Source organism: Pseudonocardia petroleophila (genome assembly GCF_014235185.1).
Lineage (GTDB): Bacteria > Actinomycetota > Actinomycetes > Mycobacteriales > Pseudonocardiaceae > Pseudonocardia > Pseudonocardia petroleophila.
Genome location: NZ_CP060131.1, coordinates 1309396 through 1325917, shown reverse-complemented (window position 1 = coordinate 1325917; position 16522 = coordinate 1309396). Strand labels below are relative to the sequence as shown.

Annotated in this window: 14 protein-coding genes; 5 read left to right on the top strand and 9 right to left on the bottom strand. The window is 73.8% G+C overall.

From position 1 onward, the window contains the following. Positions 1 to 14 precede the first annotated feature (14 nt). The 5 genes from H6H00_RS06635 to H6H00_RS06615 are packed head-to-tail and all read right to left on the bottom strand — an operon-like array spanning position 15 to position 5594. Complete coding sequence (locus H6H00_RS06635; RefSeq protein WP_185720451.1) at positions 15 to 263, bottom strand: anti-sigma factor family protein; 249 nt, start codon at positions 261 to 263, stop codon at positions 15 to 17. Next, positions 260 to 853 carry an RNA polymerase sigma factor gene (locus tag H6H00_RS06630; protein WP_255425611.1) on the bottom strand — a complete coding sequence of 198 codons (594 nt, stop codon included), beginning with the start codon at positions 851 to 853 and terminating at the stop codon, positions 260 to 262. Before H6H00_RS06630 ends, H6H00_RS06635 begins: the two co-directional genes overlap by 4 nt. Before the next feature lie 16 nt (positions 854 to 869). Continuing rightward, complete coding sequence (locus H6H00_RS06625) at positions 870 to 2045, bottom strand: cation:proton antiporter (RefSeq protein ID WP_185720450.1); 1176 nt, start codon at positions 2043 to 2045, stop codon at positions 870 to 872. A 1-nt stretch (position 2046) separates the two neighbouring features. Then, positions 2047 to 3984 (bottom strand): thiamine pyrophosphate-binding protein, encoded by a 1938-nt coding sequence (locus H6H00_RS06620; protein WP_185720449.1) that lies wholly within the window; start codon positions 3982 to 3984, stop codon positions 2047 to 2049. Further along, the gene (locus tag H6H00_RS06615) at positions 3981 to 5594 is read right to left on the bottom strand and encodes a glutamate synthase-related protein (RefSeq protein WP_185720448.1); all 1614 of its coding nucleotides are present in this window, start codon (positions 5592 to 5594) and stop codon (positions 3981 to 3983) included. Before H6H00_RS06615 ends, H6H00_RS06620 begins: the two co-directional genes overlap by 4 nt. 81 nt (positions 5595 to 5675) lie before the next feature. On the opposite strand from H6H00_RS06615, the gene H6H00_RS06610 reads away from it, so the two are divergent. After that, on the top strand, positions 5676 to 6278 hold the full coding sequence (locus H6H00_RS06610) for a hypothetical protein (protein ID WP_185720447.1): 603 nt from the start codon (positions 5676 to 5678) through the stop codon (positions 6276 to 6278). Between the two features lie 20 nt (positions 6279 to 6298). Here the strand turns inward: H6H00_RS06610 and leuA are convergent, their stop codons facing one another. Continuing rightward, the gene (gene leuA, locus H6H00_RS06605; RefSeq protein ID WP_185720446.1) at positions 6299 to 8104 is read right to left on the bottom strand and encodes a 2-isopropylmalate synthase; all 1806 of its coding nucleotides are present in this window, start codon (positions 8102 to 8104) and stop codon (positions 6299 to 6301) included. A gap of 261 nt (positions 8105 to 8365) precedes the next feature. Between leuA and H6H00_RS06600 the strand changes: the two genes are divergently transcribed. Further along, on the top strand, positions 8366 to 8668 hold the full coding sequence (locus H6H00_RS06600) for a hypothetical protein (RefSeq protein WP_185720445.1): 303 nt from the start codon (positions 8366 to 8368) through the stop codon (positions 8666 to 8668). A gap of 36 nt (positions 8669 to 8704) precedes the next feature. On the opposite strand, the gene H6H00_RS06595 is transcribed toward H6H00_RS06600, so the two are convergent. Continuing rightward, positions 8705 to 10063, bottom strand: a complete 1359-nt coding sequence (locus H6H00_RS06595; RefSeq protein WP_185720444.1) for a DUF11 domain-containing protein — start codon at positions 10061 to 10063, stop codon at positions 8705 to 8707. Positions 10064 to 10311: 248 nt separating this feature from the next. On the opposite strand from H6H00_RS06595, the gene H6H00_RS06590 reads away from it, so the two are divergent. Both H6H00_RS06590 and H6H00_RS06585 read left to right on the top strand, forming a co-directional pair. After that, positions 10312 to 11577, top strand: a complete 1266-nt coding sequence (locus tag H6H00_RS06590; RefSeq protein ID WP_185720443.1) for an aspartate kinase — start codon at positions 10312 to 10314, stop codon at positions 11575 to 11577. Beyond that, entirely contained in the window at positions 11574 to 12629 is a 1056-nt protein-coding gene (locus tag H6H00_RS06585) for an aspartate-semialdehyde dehydrogenase (protein WP_185720442.1), read from the top strand. Before H6H00_RS06590 ends, H6H00_RS06585 begins: the two co-directional genes overlap by 4 nt. Here the strand turns inward: H6H00_RS06585 and H6H00_RS06580 are convergent. Both H6H00_RS06580 and H6H00_RS06575 read right to left on the bottom strand, forming a co-directional pair. Continuing rightward, positions 12626 to 13642, bottom strand: a complete 1017-nt coding sequence (locus H6H00_RS06580; protein WP_185720441.1) for an endonuclease/exonuclease/phosphatase family protein — start codon at positions 13640 to 13642, stop codon at positions 12626 to 12628. The two genes, H6H00_RS06585 and H6H00_RS06580, sit on opposite strands and share 4 nt — an antisense overlap. Positions 13643 to 13718: 76 nt before the next feature. Next, a complete protein-coding gene (locus tag H6H00_RS06575; protein ID WP_185720440.1) occupies positions 13719 to 14882 on the bottom strand; it encodes an MFS transporter in 1164 nt (387 codons plus the stop codon). A gap of 25 nt (positions 14883 to 14907) precedes the next feature. Here H6H00_RS06575 and H6H00_RS06570 point away from each other — a divergent pair, with 25 nt between their 5' ends. After that, positions 14908 to 16371, top strand: a complete 1464-nt coding sequence (locus H6H00_RS06570; RefSeq protein ID WP_185720439.1) for a catalase — start codon at positions 14908 to 14910, stop codon at positions 16369 to 16371. The last annotated feature ends 151 nt before the right edge of the window (positions 16372 to 16522 follow it).

Genomic DNA, 16522 nt, shown 5'->3' with positions numbered 1-16522 from the left:
TCCTGCCGGTCCGTTCACCGAGGCCCTGTGCGGCGGGTGAACGCGTCCAGCAGCACGCCCCACGCCCCGTCCGACAACGTCTCCACCGGCACCGTGCCCAGCGTCGCGATCGTGGCGCGCATCTGGTCGAGATAGCGCCGGCAGGCCGGGCACTGCGCCAGGTGGGCCTCGACGGCGGCGACGTCGGCGGGGGGCAGCGCGCCCTCCAGGTAGTCGGTGAGCAGCTCGACGAGCTCGATGCAGGCGACGTCGCGCGGGGTCACGCCAGCACCCCGTCCAGGACCGACCGCAGCCGGGCCCGGCCGCGGTGCAGGAGCACGCGCTGGTTGGCGGCGGTCAGGCCGAGCAGCTCGCACACCTCCTCACCGTCCAGCCCGTGCACGTCTCGCAGCTCCACGACGGCGCGCTGGCGTTCGGGCAGCTCGGTGAGCGCGCGGGCGAGCTGGGTGCGGAACTCGGCGGCGAGCAGCGCGGGCTCGGGTCCCCAGTCGGCGGGCACGGCGTCGTCGCGCCAGTGTCCGGGGTACTCGTCGTCGGCGTCCCGGAAGCGGGCCGGGTCCACGGTGGGGCCGCGGTCCTCGGTGCGGGCCTCGACGCGGCCGCGGCGCCGCGCGGTGTTGAGCAGGATGCGGAACACCCAGGTGCGCAGCTGGGCGCGGCCCTCGAAGCCGTCGAGCGACCGGATGACGCCGAGCCAGGCCTCCTGCACGACCTCCTCGGCCGAGGCGTGCGTGCGGACGTGGGCCCGGGCGACGCGCAGCATCGCGGGCGACCACGCGCGCACGATCCCGGCGAAGGCCGCCTGGTCCCCGGCGCGCAGCCGCCCGAGCAGAGCCGGGTCGTCGACCAGCACCCGCGCAGGGTATCCCTCACGCGGGCACCCGGGACCGCCGTGCGAGCAGCGTCAGCGCCGCGGCGGGGAACACCAGAACCGACACCAGCCCCGCGGCCACCAGCCCGGCCCCGGTCGCCGGGGCGAGCAGCCCCATCTCGTCCCCGATCTCGACGGCCGCGAGCAGCAGCGGCAGCGACGTCGCCTGCAGCAGCCCGGCCGCCACGAGCTCGCGGCGCGGCAGCTCACCCCGGAACGCCACCACAGGCAGCGCCCGGACCAGCAGCAACGCCCCCACGAACGCCGGCACGGCGGCGATCGCCGCGGGCTGCGCGACGAGGCCGCGGAGGTCGAGGGTGAGCCCGCTGGTCACGAAGAACACCGGCACGAGCAGGCCGAAGCCCACCGCGTCGAGCTTGACGGGGTACAGCGGATGCGTGCGCTCGGGCTCCGGGTCGAGCGCGCGCAGCAGCAGCCCGGCGAGGAACGCGCCGAGGATCGCCTCGAAGCCGAGCAGCTGCGCGGCGAGCGCGAGCCCGGCCACGAGCAGCACGGTGAGCCGCACCCGGATCTGCGCGCTGGTGTCGTCCAGCCGCGCCACGAGGTCGGTGATCCGCATCGACCGCTCCGCGCCCAGCACGGCGACGGCGATGACGCCCAGCGCCGCGAGCAGCAGCCCGAGCAGCAGCAGCCGACCGGCGAGCGGGGTGTCGGTGCCGGCGAGCCCCACCGACAGCAGCACCACCGCGGCCACCTCGCCCGCCGACGCCCCGGCCAGGGCGATCCGCCCGACCGGCCGCTCCAGCGCACCGGAGTCGGCCAGCACCGGCACCACCAGCCCCAGCGAGGTGGCCAGCAGCGCCACGCCGATCAGGGCCGCCCCGCCGACGCCCAGCGCCACCAGCACCGCGCCCACGGCGACCGCGGCCAGCACGGAGATCCCCAGCGACAGCGCGACGCGGCGGCCGAGCGTGCCCCGGAACCGCCGCAGGTCGATCTCGAACCCGGCCAGGAACAGCAGGAAGGACAGGCCGAGCAGGGCCAGCGCGCGGATCGTGGCGTCCGGGGTGACCCAGCCGAGCACCGAGGGCCCCAGCACGATCCCGGCCAGGATCTCCAGCAGCGCCCCGGGCAGCCGCAGCCACGGCAGCAGGCCGAGCAGCAGCGGGGCGCCGGCCGCCACGGCCAGCACGATCACCAGCCCGGTCGACATCTCACACCAGCTCCCCGTCGGCGTGCACGTGCAGCAGCGCCGGACCGTCGGCCGCGAAGAGCTCCTTCATCGCGTCGTCCAGCTCGTCGGCCCGGTGCACCGGGATGCCGGCCGCGCCGCACAGCCGCGCGTACCCGGCGAAGTCCGGGTTGACCAGGGAGGTCTGCCACACCGGCAGCCGCGCCCCCAGCTGCTCCTTGCTGATCTTGCCCAGCGCCCCGTTGTCGAGCAGCACGTGCTTGACCGGCATCCCGTACCTGACGGCGGTGGTGAGCTCGGCGAGGTACTGGCCGAACCCGCCGTCGCCGGTGACGGCCACGACCGGCCGGTCCGGGCACGCCAGGTGCGCCCCCATCGCGGCCGGGTAGCCGAACCCGATCGAGCCGAGGTAGCCCGACATCAGCACCGGCTGCCCGGCGCTCTCGAAGTAGCGGCCGAACGAGTACGCGTGGTTGCCCACGTCGACGGCGATCACCGCGTCGGCCGGGCACTGCGCACCCAGTGCGGCGAACACGGCGGCGGAGGCGACGCCGCGGCCGCGGTCGTCGGCGGCCCGGCGGGCCTTCTCCGCGCGCCAGATCGCCCAGCGCGCCGCCACGTCGGGGCGCTGGTCGACGGCCTGCGCCCCGTCCAGGCCCGCGGCCAGCGCGCGCAGCGTGACCGCGGCGTCGCCGAGCAGCCCCACCTCGACGGGATGGAACCGGCCGATCGCCGACGGGGCGTCGTCGACCTGCACGATCGGCTTGTACGGCGCGATCCCGGTGTGGTTCGCGAACGACGCCCCGACGACGAGCAGCAGGTCGGACTCGTTCATCAGCCAGGACGCCACCGGGGTGCCGGAGCGGCCGAGCACCCCCGCGCCGAGCGGGTGCGTGTCGGGCAGCAGCCCCTTCGCGCGGAACGTCGTGAGCACCGGCGCCCCGAGCCGCTCGGCCAGCGCGCGCACCTCGTCGAGCGCGCCGCGGGCGCCCTGGCCCACGACGAGCACCGGTCGGCGGGCATCGCGCAGCGCGCGGGCCGCCGTGTCGAGCAGGGCCGCGGGCGGGGCGACGGCGAGGTCGGCGCGGCGCCCCCGGGGCGGTGCGGCCGGTGCGTCCGACGGCCGGTCCTGCACCTCGTCGGGCAGCACCAGGTGCGCCACGCCGCGCCCGTCGACGGCGTGCTTGACGGCGGTGGCGGCGAGCTCGGCGTGGTCGGACCCGGCGTGCACGGTGACGGTGGAGACCGCGACGTCGCGGAACACCGCCGAGAGGTCGACGTCCTGGAACGCGCCGCGCCCGAGCACCGACGAGGGCACCTGCCCGGAGATCGCGAGGACCGGGGCGCCGTCGAGCTTGGCGTCGTAGAGGCCGGTCAGCAGGTTGGTGGACCCCGGCCCGGCGATGGCGAAGCAGGCCGCGGGCCGCCCGGTCAGCTTCCCGTAGGCCGACGCCGCGAACGCCGCCGCACCCTCGTGCCGGATGCCGACGAACCGCAGCTCGCCGCGCTCCTCGGCCCGGCGCAGCGCCTCGGCGAAGCCCAGGTTGGAGTGCCCGACCATGCCGAACACCGTGTCGACGCCCCACGCCACGAGCGTCTCCACCAGCACGTCGGACACGCTGCGCGGGCGCTCGACGACGTCGGGCAGCTCGACGTAGGTGCCGTCGGCGCGCTCCTGCACCGGGAAGGCGCGCGGCGCGTCGGAGAAGCCCTCCGGCGGGGTGCCGGTGAGCGGGTCGTAGTCGTAGCCGTGCCACGGGCAGCGCAGCAGCCCGTTCTCGATCGACCCCTCGCCCAGCGGCCCGCCCTGGTGCGGGCAGTGGTTGTCCAGCGCCCCGATCTTCCCGCCGCACCGGGCGACGGCGAGCGTGCGCCCGTCGACCACGGCGGTGCGGACGCGTCCCTCGTCGGGGGTCTCGTCGATGCGGTGCCAGCTCGTCGCCCTCCCTGCCTCGCTCATCGGGCCACTCCCGCGTAGTGCACGCCGACCAGCTCGGCGACCTCGCGTTTCCAGCTCGTGAGGTCGCGCGGGGTGAAGTGCGACAGCGAGTCGTGCCCGCAGGCGCGGGCGAGCACCACCATCAGCTCGGTGATCGCACCCAGGTAGCGGGTGAGCTGCTCGGCCGCCCGCTGCACGGGGAGCCGGGCGCGCAGGTGCGGCTTCTGGGTGGCGATGCCCATCGGGCAGTTGTCGGTGTGGCAGGCGCGCATGCCGACGCAGCCGATCGCCTGCAGCGCCACGTTCGAGACCGCGATCGCGTCGGCGCCCAGCGCCAGCGCCTTGACCATGTCCTGCGCGCGGCGGTAGCCCCCCGTCGAGATCAGCGTGACGTCGCGGGCGCCGGCCAGGTCGAGATGGCGCCGGGCCCGGGCGAGCGCGGCCATCGTCGGTACGCTGATCGTGTCCCGGAAGATCGTCGGCGCGGCGCCGGTGCCGCCGCCGCGGCCGTCGAGGATGACGTAGTCGACGCCGAGGTCCAGCGCGGCGTCGAGATCGGCCTCGATGTGCTGGGCCGACATCTTCACCCCGACCGGGATGCCGCCGGACCGCTCGCGCACGCGGTCGACCAGCGCCTTCGCGTCCAGCAGCGTGGTCCAGTCGGTGAACCGGGCGGGGGAGACGGCCGACGTGCCCTCCGGCAGGCCGCGGACCTCGGCGATCCGGCCGACGACCTTGTTCCCCGGCAGGTGCCCGCCGGTGCCGGTCTTCGCGCCCTGCCCGAGCTTGAGGTGCAGCGCCTGCACGCGGTCGAGGTGCCGCTCGTCCCAGCCGAACCGGCCCGACGCCAGCTCGTAGAGGTAGCGCGAGCTCTCGGCCACCTCCTCGGGCAGCATCCCGCCCTCGCCCGAGCAGATCGCGGTGCCCGCGCCCTCCGCGCCGCGCCCGAGCGCGACCTTCGCCTCCTCCGACAGCGCCCCGAAGCTCATGTCGGAGACGAACACCGGGATGTCCAGGCGCAACGGTTTCGCGGCGGCGGGGCCGATCGTCACCGCGGTGTCGACGGGCTCGTCGTCGAGAATGGGGAAGCGGTGCAGCTGTGCGGTGAGGACCTGCAGATCGTCCCAGCTGGGCAGCTCGGCCCGGGGCACCCCCATCGCGGCGACGGCCCCGTGCGCGCCGGACAGCCCGCTGCGCGCCAGCCGGTGGATCTCCGAGACGTAGGGCTCCTCGGCGGTGTCCTGGTGCGGGTCGTCGAAGAGGCGGTCGTAGGTGGAGGTGACCGCGCGTTCCGGGCGCATCGACCGGTACCCGGCCAGCTCCTCCTTCGTCACCAGCACCTGCCCGTCGACGACGTGGCAGCCGAACTTGTGGATCCGCTCCGCCGGGTTGTACGCGCTGACGCCGGTGTCGAGGCGGTAGTCCCAGCCGTGCACGCCGCAGACGAGGTTCGCGCCCTCGACCCGGCCGTCGGCCAGCAGCGCGCCGCGGTGCGGGCAGCGGCCCTCGAACACGTGCGCGGTGCCCTCGCGCCGCACGACGACGAGATCGATCCCGTCGGCCGACGCGTGCGCCGGGCTGTCCTCGACCAGCTCGTCGAACCGGGCGACCAGCAGCATCTCGCTGTCCATGTGTAACGCTCCCGCCGTCGGACCACACGTAGTGCCCGAACAGTGCCGCGCACCCGCGCCGGCGTTACACGGGAGGCATCCATGGACGACGACACCCGCCGGTCGCTGCACGGGGTGGCCGAGCTGCTGATCGCCGGTCCCCAGTACCGCGCGCACGGCACGATCCGGCTCCGGGCGACGCCCGGCGGGTTCGGCGGCGTCGTCGCCCCGGTCCGGGTGGAGGGCGCCGAGCTGGTGTGGGACGGCGGGCGCGCCCCGCTGGCCGGCACCTACCGGGCGCTCGCCGCCGCGGCCGGGATCGCCGACCCGGGAGTGCCGGGGTCCTACTCCGACACCTCCGGGGTGGACCTCGACGAGGAGGTCGCCGTCGACCCCGCCGCGGCCGCCGGCATCGCCGACTGGTTCGCCCGCGGCGACGCCGGGCTCCGGGCGTTCACCGCGGACGTCGAGCCGGTGCTGTGGCCCGAGCACTTCGACCTGGCGGTCACCGTCGACGAGGTGAACTACGGCATCTCACCCGGCGACGCGGGCCACCCTGCGCCGTACGCCTACGTCGGCCCGTGGACGCCACGGGAGGGCGGGTTCTGGAACGCGAGCTTCGGAGCACTGCGCCCGGCACCCGACCTCCCGACCGCCGAGGCGGTGGCGGCGTTCTTCGCCGAGGGGCGGGTGGCGGCCGGCTGACCGGCCGCCCGGTACTCGCCCTACCGCATGGCCCGGTTGACCGCCGACACCACGGCCTTGAGCGACGCGCTGACGATCGAGCCGTCGACGCCGACGCCCCAGAGCACCTTGCCCTCCACCGTGCACTCGACGTACGCCGCGGCGCGGGCGTCGTCGCCGGAGGACATCGCGTGCTCGTGGTAGTCGAGGATCCGCACGTCGAAGCCGATGCCGGCCAGCCCGTCGACGAACGCGGCGAGCGGGCCGTTGCCGCGGCCGTGGATCTCGTGCAGGTCGTTCTCGACGCGCACCGTGGCCACGATCTCGTCGGTGCCCTCGCCGTCGCTGGTCAGGCGGTGGCGGATCAGCTTGAGCGGGGTGACGCGGTCGAGGTACTCGGTCTCGAAGACGTCGCGCATCTCCTTGGGGGAGACCTCGCCGCCCTCGGAGTCGGTGACCTCCTGGATCACCTTGGAGAACTCCATCTGGAGCCGCCGCGGCAGGTCCATCTGGTGCTCGGCCTTCATGATGTAGGCGACGCCGCCCTTGCCCGACTGCGAGTTGACCCGGATCACGGCCTCGTAGCTGCGGCCGATGTCCTTCGGGTCGACGGGCAGGTAGGGCACCTCCCACGGCTGCTGCTCGACGGGGACCCCGGACTCGGTCGCCGCGGCCTTCATCGCGTCGAAGCCCTTGTTGATCGCGTCCTGGTGGCTGCCGGAGAACGCGGTGTAGACCAGGTCGCCGCCCCACGGGTGGCGCTCGGCCACGGGCAGCTGGTTGCAGTACTCGACGGTGCGGCGGATCTCGTCGATGTCGGAGAAGTCGATCTGCGGGTCGATGCCCTGGGTGAACATGTTCATCCCGAGCGTCACCAGGTCGACGTTGCCGGTGCGCTCGCCGTTGCCGAACAGGCAGCCCTCGATGCGGTCGGCCCCGGCCTGGTAGCCCAGCTCGGCGGCGGCGACGCCGGTGCCGCGGTCGTTGTGCGGGTGCAGGCTCAGCACGATGCCGTCGCGGCGGGCCAGGTTGCGGTGCATCCACTCGATGCTGTCGGCGTAGACGTTCGGCGTGGCCATCTCGACGGTCGCCGGCAGGTTGACGATCATCGGGGACTCGGGCGTCGGCTGCCAGATCTCGCTGACGGCGTTGCAGACGTCGACGGCGTACTGCAGCTCGGTGCCGGTGTAGGACTCGGGGGAGTACTCGAAGCGCCAGTCGGTGTTCGGGTACTTCTCGCTGAACCGCAGCACCTCCTCCGCGCCGTCGGTGGCGATCTTGGCGATGCCGGCGCGGTCGGACCGGAACACGACCCGCCGCTGCAGGATCGACGTCGAGTTGTAGACGTGCACGATCGCGCGCGCCGCGCCCTCGCACGCCTCGTAGGTGCGCTCGATCAGCTCGGGGCGGGCCTGCGTCAGCACCTGGATCGTGACGTCGTCCGGGATCATGTCCTGCTCGATGATCTCGCGGACGAAGTCGAAGTCGGTCTGGCTCGCGGCCGGGAACCCGACCTCGATCTCCTTGTAGCCCATGCGGACGAGCAGCTCGAACATGCGCCGCTTGCGCGACGGGCTCATCGGGTCGATCAGCGCCTGGTTGCCGTCGCGCAGGTCGACCGCGCACCACATGGGGGCGGTGGTGATGCGCTTGTCCGGCCAGGTGCGGTCGGGCAGCGACACCGGCTCGACCAGGTCGTGGAACGGGCGGTACCGGTCGACCGGCAGGTGCGAGCCGAGCTGGGGGTTCCAGACGGGCTGGCCGTCGGGCGCGGGCCGCGACGGCGTGCGCAGGCGGCTCTGCGAGGAGGTGGTGTAGGCGTCGGGCGAGGTGGTCACGGTGTCCATGCTCCAGGTGTGGGCCGATCAGGGAAGACCGGCGCACGCCGAGAACCCGCGACGAGGGGCCGGTCGGTCAGACCCCGCCGCGGCAACCAAGGAGCAGGCGCGCCACGTCGACGACACTAGCCCGGAACCCCGTCCCGGCCGCAACCCCCATCCGGACCGTGCATCACCCGATCGGGTGATACCTACGAGTAGGGTGCGGATCCGGCGTTCTGTCACGATGTCGGCCAACGTGCGGTCGACGGCAACGAGGGTGGGGCACAAGTGGCAACGGGAACCACGGCGCGGCGGGGCATCGACGCCCTCGCGAACGTCCTGCGGATCATCGGGATGGCGATCGTCCTGGTGCTGGTCGTCTTCATCGTCCTCACGCTCCTGGACGCGAACCCGGAGAACGGGCTCACCACGCTCGTGACCGACCTCGCGAACACCTTCGAACTCGGGCTCTCGGACCTGTTCCAGCCCGCGGAGCCCAAGCTCGGCGTGGTGCTGAACTACGGCACGGCCGCCCTCATCTGGTTCGCGATCACCACCGTCGTCGTCCGCCTCGTCCGCCGCGCGGGCTGAGCCGGCGACCGAGCGGCCGCCGGCCCGTCCGCGGGGTCAGCCGGCGGTGGTCCGGGCGGTGGCCGCGTTGTTGCGCAGGTTCGGGTCGGCGACCCGCAGCGAGGTGCCGGCCGCGGCCAGCGTCTGCTGACCCCGCACACCCCGGTCGACGGCGACGGTGACGGTGTAGGTCACGGTCGACCCCGAGGCGATCGACGGCGCCACGAACGCGACGGCCCGTCCGTCCCTGGCGACGATCCCGCCGCCGCCCGCGGTGATCCGCAGGCCCTTGGGCACGGTCAGGCCGGACGCGACCGTCGTCGCCGCGGCCGGGCCGGCGTTGCGCACGGTCACGGTCGCGGTGAACGTCCCGCCCTGCCGGACGGTGGCCGGCGCGGTGATCGCGACGGACACGTCGGCGCGGGCCGGTCCCACCACGGGGGCGGGTGTCACGGTCAGCGTGTAGGTCGCCGTGAAGGTGCCGCTGGTGGCGGTCACCGTGACCGGGCCCGCGGTGGCGCCCGCCGTCAGGGTCGGGCTGACGGCCGCGCCGGCGGCGTTCGTCGTCGTGCTCGCGGTGGCCGACGTCCCGAAGGCGGCGCTGCCGCCGGTCACCGCGAAGGTGACGGGCGCGTTCGGCACCGGGTCGCCACCGGCCCCGGTCACCGTCGCGGTGAGCGGCTTCGCGAACGGCTTGCCGACCTCCGCGGACTGCCCGTTGCCGTCGGTCGCGGCGATGGCGGTCGCGACCACCGGGTTGTCGAAGTCGTAGGTGGTCTCGTTGACGGTGAGCAGGTCGACGCCCGCCCGCAGGCCCGGGTTGCCGCCGCCCTGGTTGACGCCGATGAGCTGGACGATCGCGTCGCCCTGCGCGGCCTGCACGTCGGCGAAGCTCGCCGTGAAGCTCTTGAAGCCGTAGACGTTGGTCTGGTCGGTGACGGGGTTCGTGCCGCTGGCCCACCAGCCGCCCCGGCTGCTCGACGGCGACCACTGCTGCCACGCGCCCTGCGTGATCGTGCCGTCGGGGGTGTAGACGGGTTCCCAGACGAGGGTGGTGAAGCCGCCGCCGACCGGCGTGATCGAGATGTTGAGCGCGGGAGCCTGCCGGGCGTCGCTGGTGCCCAGCTGCTCGACCAGCGTGCGGTACCCGAGCGTGGTGATCTCCGAGAGCTTCCTCCCGGAGAACGCCGTGGTGGAGACCGTGGCCTTGGCGTTGGCGACCGCGGTGTCGAGGCGCAGGTAACCGCGGCCCGTCTGCGCGCGGCCGTCGTCGACGACGGCCGCGGTGCCACCGTCGCGGTTGAACTCGCACACCGGGGTGGACGCGCTGCACGGCATGAGGATGTCCGCCTCGGCGACGCGGACGGTGCCGGCCCGGGTCGTCCGGCGGAGGAGACGGGGAAGGGGTGAACGCACGGGCACTCCACGATGAGCAGGGCGGTGGGCGAGGGTCTCCGTCCACCGGCCCTCCATCGCGACGATCACGCTGGGTGTTGCGGTCGGGCGGGTTCTGTAGTCGATTCTGATGAGAGGCACCCTGTGGCGTCAGTCATCTCGATCGGCCCCGCACCCGCATGCCGGTACTGTCAGCACCCGACCAGCGCCCTCACGGGCGGTGAGCCCACGGGCGCGGAGTCCCGCCGTGCCGGTTACAGGAGGTCGGCGTGGCCCTCGTCGTGCAGAAGTACGGCGGATCATCCGTTCAGGACGCGGACCGCATCAAGAAGGTCGCGGAGCGGATCGTCCGGACGCACAAGGAGGGTCACGACGTCGTCGTCGTCGCCTCGGCGATGGGTGACACCACCGACGAACTCCTCGACCTCGCCGACCAGGTGTCGCCCTCGCCGCCACCGCGCGAGCTCGACATGCTGCTCACGGCGGGCGAGCGGATGTCCAACGCGCTGCTCGCCATGGCGATCCACGCGCTCGGCGTGGAGGCGCGGTCGTTCACCGGGTCGCAGGCCGGGATGGTCACCACCTCCAAGCACGGCGACGCGCGGATCGTGAACGTCAACCCGCAGCGGCTGCGCGAGGCCCTCGACGAGGGCTCGATCGTGCTGGTCGCCGGGTTCCAGGGCGTCAGCCAGGACTCGAAGGACGTCACGACGCTGGGCCGCGGCGGGTCCGACACCACCGCCGTCGCGCTCGCGGCCGCGCTGCACGCCGACGTCTGCGAGATCTACACCGACGTCGACGGCATCTTCTCCGCCGACCCGCGCATCGTCGGCGACGCGCAGCTGATCGACCAGATCACCTACGAGGAGATGCTGGAGATGGCCGCGTGCGGCGCGAAGGTGCTGCACCTGCGCGCCGTCGAGTACGCCCGGCGCTACAACGTCCCGCTGCGGGTGCGCAGCTCGTACACCGACAAGCCGGGCTCGCTCGTCACCGGCTCGATCGAGGAGATCCCCTTGGAGAACGCGATCATCACCGGGGTCGCGCACGACCGGTCCGAAGCGAAGATCACCGTGACCGACGTGCCGGACAACCCCGGCATGGCGGCGCGGATCTTCCGGACCGTCGCCGACGCCGACATCAACATCGACATGGTGCTGCAGAACGTCAGCCGCACCTCCGACCGGCTCACCGACATCACCTTCTCGCTGCCGCGCACCGACGGCGCCCGTGCGGTCGCCGCGCTCACCGCGGTGCAGCCGGAGATCGGGTTCGCCGAGATCCTGCACGACGAGGAGGTCGGCAAGGTGTCGCTGGTGGGCGCCGGGATGCGCAACCACCCGGGCGTCACCGCCACCTTCTGCGAGGCGCTGTCCGAGGCCGGCGTCAACATCGAGACGATGAACACCTCGGAGATCCGGATCTCGGTGATCTGCCGGGTCGACCAGCTCGACGACGCGGTGCAGGCCCTGCACAAGGCGTTCGACCTCGGCGGCAGCGAGCAGGCCGTCGTGCACGCGGGGACCGGGCGATGACCGTTCTGGCGATCGTGGGTGCCACCGGCGCGGTGGGTTCCACGATGATCGAGATCATCGACGCGCGCGAGACCGTGCCGTGGTCGGAGATCCGGCTCGTCGCCTCGGCCCGCTCGGCGGGCAAGGTGCTGAAGGTCCGCGGTGAGGACGTCACCGTCCGGCTGCTGGAGCCCGAGGTCTTCGACGGCGTCGACATCGCCCTGTTCGACGTGCCCGACGAGGTGAGCGCCGAGTGGGCGCCGATCGCGGCGTCGCGCGGGGCCGTGGCCGTCGACAACTCCGGCGCGTTCCGGATGGACCCCGAGGTGCCGCTGGTGGTGCCCGAGGTCAACGCCGACGAGGCCGCGAACCGGCCCAAGGGGATCATCGCCAACCCCAACTGCACGACCCTGTCGATGATGGCGGCGATGGGGGCGCTGCACCGCGAGTTCGGCCTCACCGCGCTGGTCGTCTCGTCCTACCAGGCGGCGTCCGGAGCGGGCCAGGGCGGCATCGACCGCCTGCAGGCCGAGATCGCGGCCGTCGCGGGCAAGGACGTCGGGTCGCGCAGCGGTGACGTCGCCGAGGCGCTCGCCGAGGCCGGGCTGGGCACCGACTCGCCGTTCCCCGCCCCGCTCGTGCTCAACGTCGTGCCGTGGGCGGGCTCGCTCAAGGACGACGGCTGGAGCTCCGAGGAGCTCAAGGTGCGCAACGAGTCGCGCAAGATCCTCGGCATCCCCGACCTCAAGGTGTCGGCCACCTGCGTGCGCGTGCCCGTCATCACGACGCACGCGCTCGCGGTGCACGCCACCTTCTCCCGCGAGGTCACCGTGGACGCCGCGCACAAGGTCCTCGGCGCGCAGCCGACGATCGTGCTGCGCGACGACCCGGCCGCCGGGGAGTGGCCGACGCCCGCCGACGCGGTGGGCGGCGACCCGACGGTCGTCGGGCGGATCCGGCAGGCGCTGGACTTCCCCGACACCCTGGAGCTGTTCGTCTGCGGCGACAACCTCCGCAAGGGCGCGGCGCTCAACACCTACGAGATCGCCGAGACGGTGGCCGGCACGCTCTAGCCGGACACGCCCGGCCCGGGGAGCCGGAGCCGGGCCACCACGGCCCGGTGGTCGCTGCCGGCCACGTCGTGGACCGTGAACGACTCCGCGGTGATGCCGTCGGTGGCGACCACGTGGTCGATCTGGGTGCCGATCGGGCGGGGGACGCCGGACGGCCAGGTGCCGACCAGCCCCGCTCCCGCCTGCTCGGCGGCGTCGCCGCACCCGGCGGTGCCGGCGCGGAACGGCGAGTGGTCGAGGCCGGCGTTGAAGTCGCCCGCCACCACGGCGGGGGTCGGCCCGGCGCACCAGGTGGCCACGTGGGCCTGGTCGGCCACCCACTGGGGCAGCCCGCGGGGCGTCGGGGCGGCGGAGTGGAACGCCACGAACCGCAGCTCACCCAGCGCGCCGCCGGTGAGCACCACCGACGGCTCCGGCGTGCCGTCGTCGACGCCCGCGGTCAGGTCGCCGAGCCGCGCAGCGGCCAGCGCGCTGACGCCGGACACGTCGGGGCCGCTCTCGGTGGAGCCGTAGGACCGGTAGCCCAGCGGCTCCACCAGCGGCGCCAGCAGCGCGCGGAAGCGCGGGCCCGCCTCCGGGACCGACACCAGGTCCGGCTGCTCGGCGGCGATCAGCGCGGCCACCTGCTCCACGTCGGCCCGGCCCTCGTAGACGTTGACGGCGAGCACCGTCAGCACCGGGCCGTCGCCGGTGGGGGTGGTGGCGACCGCCCGGGCGGGCAGGGTGCCCGCCGCGAGCAGCAGCACCGCCAGCACCCCGACCACCAGCGGCAGCGCGCGGCGGGTGACCAGCAGGACGGTGAGCGGGACGGCGAGCAGCGCCGCGGTGACCGCCAGCAGGGCCGGGCGGAACGCGACGAGCTGGGCGAACGGCGTCCGCACGTCGAGCCCGGCCAGGTCGGGCACGAGCAGCAGTGCCGCCCCGAGGGTCACCGCCGCGGAGGCCGCGAGGACGGCCACCCGTCGCGGGACCGAGCGCGTCGGCCGGGCGGGGGCGGCGGGTGCGGGGATCATCCCCGTCGAGTGTGCCCGCCCCGGCGGCCCGACGACGGGGGCCGACCCCGATCCGCACGGGATCTCCACGGGACCGTCACACGGCCGTCGGCACCCGGCGCGTGATCAGCGCTGACACCGCGGCCAGGGCCGCACCGACGGCGGCGACCGCCACGATCGCGGTGGCGGGGGAGGCGGCGTCGATCAGGACGCCGGCGAGCGGGGTGCCCGCGGCCGCGCCGAGCGTGGTGGCCGACCCGTGCAACCCGGTGACGACGCCGCGGGCCGGCTCCGGGGCGAGCAGGGACACCCGCTCCGAGCCCGCCGCCAGCGCCGGGGCGGTGAGCATCCCGGCGGGCACCAGCAGCAGGGCGAAGCTCCACCACGCACCGCCGAGGGCCACCGGCAGCGTCGCCACGGCGAGCGCGCCGACGAGCACGAGCTGCGACGACGTGCGCCGGGCCCCGCCGTAGAGGTAGCCCCCGCCCAGCGACGCCAGGCACCAGACGGCGTTGACCAGCGCGATCGCGTACACGGGACCGGTCGCCTGCACGCTCGCGATGACCGAGAGCTCGGTGCCGAAGACCAGGAGCACGGTGGCGGCCGTGCCGAGCAGGGCGGCGACGAGGCGCCGGTCGAGCCAGGTCCGCACGGGCGGCGGTCGTTCGCCGGGCTCGGCCGCGCCGGTGCGGGTGGGCGGGTCCAGCACCCAGAACGCGACGCCCGTCGCCACCCAGCCCGCGCCGACCACCGCCATGGCCACCGGGCTGGACAGCGTCACCACCAGCAGCGACCCGACCGCGGGCCCGATGATGTAGGACACCTCCACCGACATGGAGTCGAGCGCGAAGGCGGGCCGCCGCCTGCTCTCGGGCACCGCCGACGCGATCGCCTGGCGGATGATCGAGTACACCGGGAACGCGAGCAGCCCCCCGAGGAACGCCCCGACCAGCAGCGCCGGGTAGGTCAGGTGGGGCGCCACCGCCCAGAACACGGCCGCCGCCGCGGTGGTGACGGCCAGCATCGTGCGCAGCCCGCGGCGGTCGACGAACCTCCCGAGCGTCGGCGCGCCGATCGCCATGCCGACCGTCGACGCGGCCCCGACCGCACCCGCGGCCGCGTAGCCGAGGTCGAGCGTGAGCACCACGTGCAGCGTCAGCGTTATCGCCGCGGCCGAGGCGGGTACCCGGGTGAGGAGCGACAAGGCCATCAGCGGGGTGACGCCGGGCAGGGCGAGCACCTCGCGGTAGCCGGACGTCATACCCCACCACAGCAAGGAGACGCCCGTGACGGCAACCCAGAGGCCCGCCACCACCACCGACGGAGGTGCCCCCGTCGCCAGCGACGAGCACTCGCTGTCCGTCGGGCCCGACGGTCCGTTGGTGCTCAACGACCACTACCTGATCGAGCAGATGGCGAACTTCAACCGGGAGCGCATCCCGGAGCGCCAGCCGCACGCCAAGGGCGGTGGCGCGTTCGGCACGTTCACGGTGACGCAGGACGTCAGCGCGTACACCCGCGCCGCGGTGTTCCAGCCGGGCACCGTGACCGAGGGGCTCATCCGGTTCTCGACCGTGGCGGGGGAGCGGGGCAGCCCCGACACCTGGCGCGACCCGCGCGGCTTCTCGCTGAAGCTCTACACCACCGAGGGCAACCTCGACCTGGTCGGCAACAACACCCCGGTGTTCTTCCTGCGCGACCCGATGAAGTTCCAGCACTTCATCCGCAGCCAGAAGCGCCGCGCGGCCAACAACCTGCGCGACCACGACATGCAGTGGGACTTCTGGACGCTGGTGCCCGAGTCGGCGCACCAGGTCACCTGGCTGATGGGCGACCGGGGCATCCCGAAGACCTGGCGCCACATGAACGGCTACTCCAGCCACACCTACATGTGGATCAACGCCGAGGGCGAGAAGTTCTGGGTGAAGTACCACTTCAAGAGCGACCAGGGCGTCGAGCACCTGACCCAGGACGAGGCCGACGACCTCGCGGGCAAGGACGGTGACGCCCACCAGCGCGACCTCTACGACGCGCTCGAGGCGGGCGACTTCCCGTCCTGGACGCTGAAGATGCAGATCATGCCGTTCGAGGACGCGAAGACCTACCGCTTCAACCCGTTCGACCTCACCAAGGTGTGGCCGCACGCCGACTACCCGCTGATCGAGGTCGGGACGCTGCAGCTCAACCGTAACGTCACCGACTACCACGCCCAGATCGAGCAGGCGGCGTTCGAGCCGAACAACCTCGTGCCCGGCACCGGGCTCTCGCCCGACAAGATGCTGCTGGCCCGCGGGTTCTCCTACGCCGACGCGCACCGCGCCCGGCTCGGGGTCAACTACAAGCAGATCCCGGTCAACGCCCCGACGGCGCCGGTGAACAGCTACTCCAAGGACGGCGCCATGCGGATCACGCCGGTCGCCGACCCGGTGTACGCGCCGAACTCCTACGGCGGCCCGCAGGCGGACCCGTCGCGGACCGACGACGGCGGCACCTGGTACTCCGACGGCGAGATGGTGCGCACCGCCTACACGCTGCGCCCCGAGGACGACGACTGGGGCCAGGCCGGCACGCTGGTCCGCGACGTCTGGGACGACGAGGAGCGCGCCCGCTTCGTGGAGAACGTCTCCGGCCACCTCGCCGACGGCGTCTCCGAGCCCGTCCTGCTCCGCGCGTTCGAGTACTGGCGCAACGTGGACAAGGAGATCGGCGACCGGGTCGAGGCGGCCACCCGGGCCCTGCTCTCGACGTAGCCCCCGCCCGTACCCCGTCGGCCCCCGCACCACTCCGGTGCGGGGGCCGACGCGTGTGTGGTGATCGTCACGCGGGGCGGACGCAACCGCTTCCGATGTCGCCTGGTCGGGCTACGGGCCGGACCGAACCCACCGAACCGACCGACTTGTC